The organism is Marinifilum caeruleilacunae (assembly GCF_013141825.1).
Taxonomy (GTDB): domain Bacteria; phylum Bacteroidota; class Bacteroidia; order Bacteroidales; family Marinifilaceae; genus Marinifilum; species Marinifilum caeruleilacunae.
Genome location: NZ_RZNH01000114.1, coordinates 1 through 745, shown reverse-complemented (window position 1 = coordinate 745; position 745 = coordinate 1). Strand labels below are relative to the sequence as shown.

The window sequence follows — 745 nt, the reverse complement described above, 5'->3', positions numbered from 1 at the left end:
CCCTTGAATTTTAATTTTTGTTGGCAACCGTTTTTACTCACTTGGATTAAATCCGTACATAAAATCATTCAGTTGACCGTCTGAACTTTCTAGTCCAACTATATCCATTAATTCTTCAAAATAGCAACAAATTCGTTCTCTATCTTCTGTGTCTAATTCTAGATAAATAGCAGAAAACCTTTTTAGTCCCATGCCAATTTTTTCCTGATATTCCTTGTCCGTTGGGTTGCTAGATAAGGATACTTCCTTAAAATCGTCAGCAGCTTTATTAATTTTCTTAGTCAGAATAGGAAGCATTTTAGCATCAGCAATTCCAGGATAGAACAGTTTTGCATCTTTGATGAATTTCTCTTTCTTCTTAAATTCTTCAATTTTGTCCATTATTTGAATTATTGCTTTAGGGTTATTGAATTTTCGTTCTATTTTTATAGTTTCTTGATGCTCTTYACTTTGGACTGTTTCAAAATATCTATCTTTCAACATGATTTTGTCAGGCCATCCCGTTGGTTTGCTATCATATTCAAGTGTTATAGTGTCATTCTGTATATGGTATTTTCCTTCGACTCCACCAACTCCCAATTCAAGATAAAATTTACCACTTTCATACAAAATAACTTGTTGAACACCTACAACCAAGTCATTTAGACCAGAATATCTAACTTTTTTATTCTCACATGAGATTAAAAAGATAATTGCTAATATGAAATAAACTATTCTCATTCTTCATCAAATGGTTGCCAACGTA

General features: G+C 31.9%; 1 protein-coding gene. It reads right to left on the bottom strand.

The features are described 5' to 3' along the window. Nucleotides 1-33: 33 nt before the first annotated feature. Nucleotides 34-720 carry a DUF4844 domain-containing protein gene (locus ELS83_RS21715; protein WP_216616763.1) on the bottom strand — a complete coding sequence of 229 codons (687 nt, stop codon included), beginning with the start codon at nt 718-720 and terminating at the stop codon, nt 34-36. Nucleotides 721-745 lie beyond the last annotated feature (25 nt).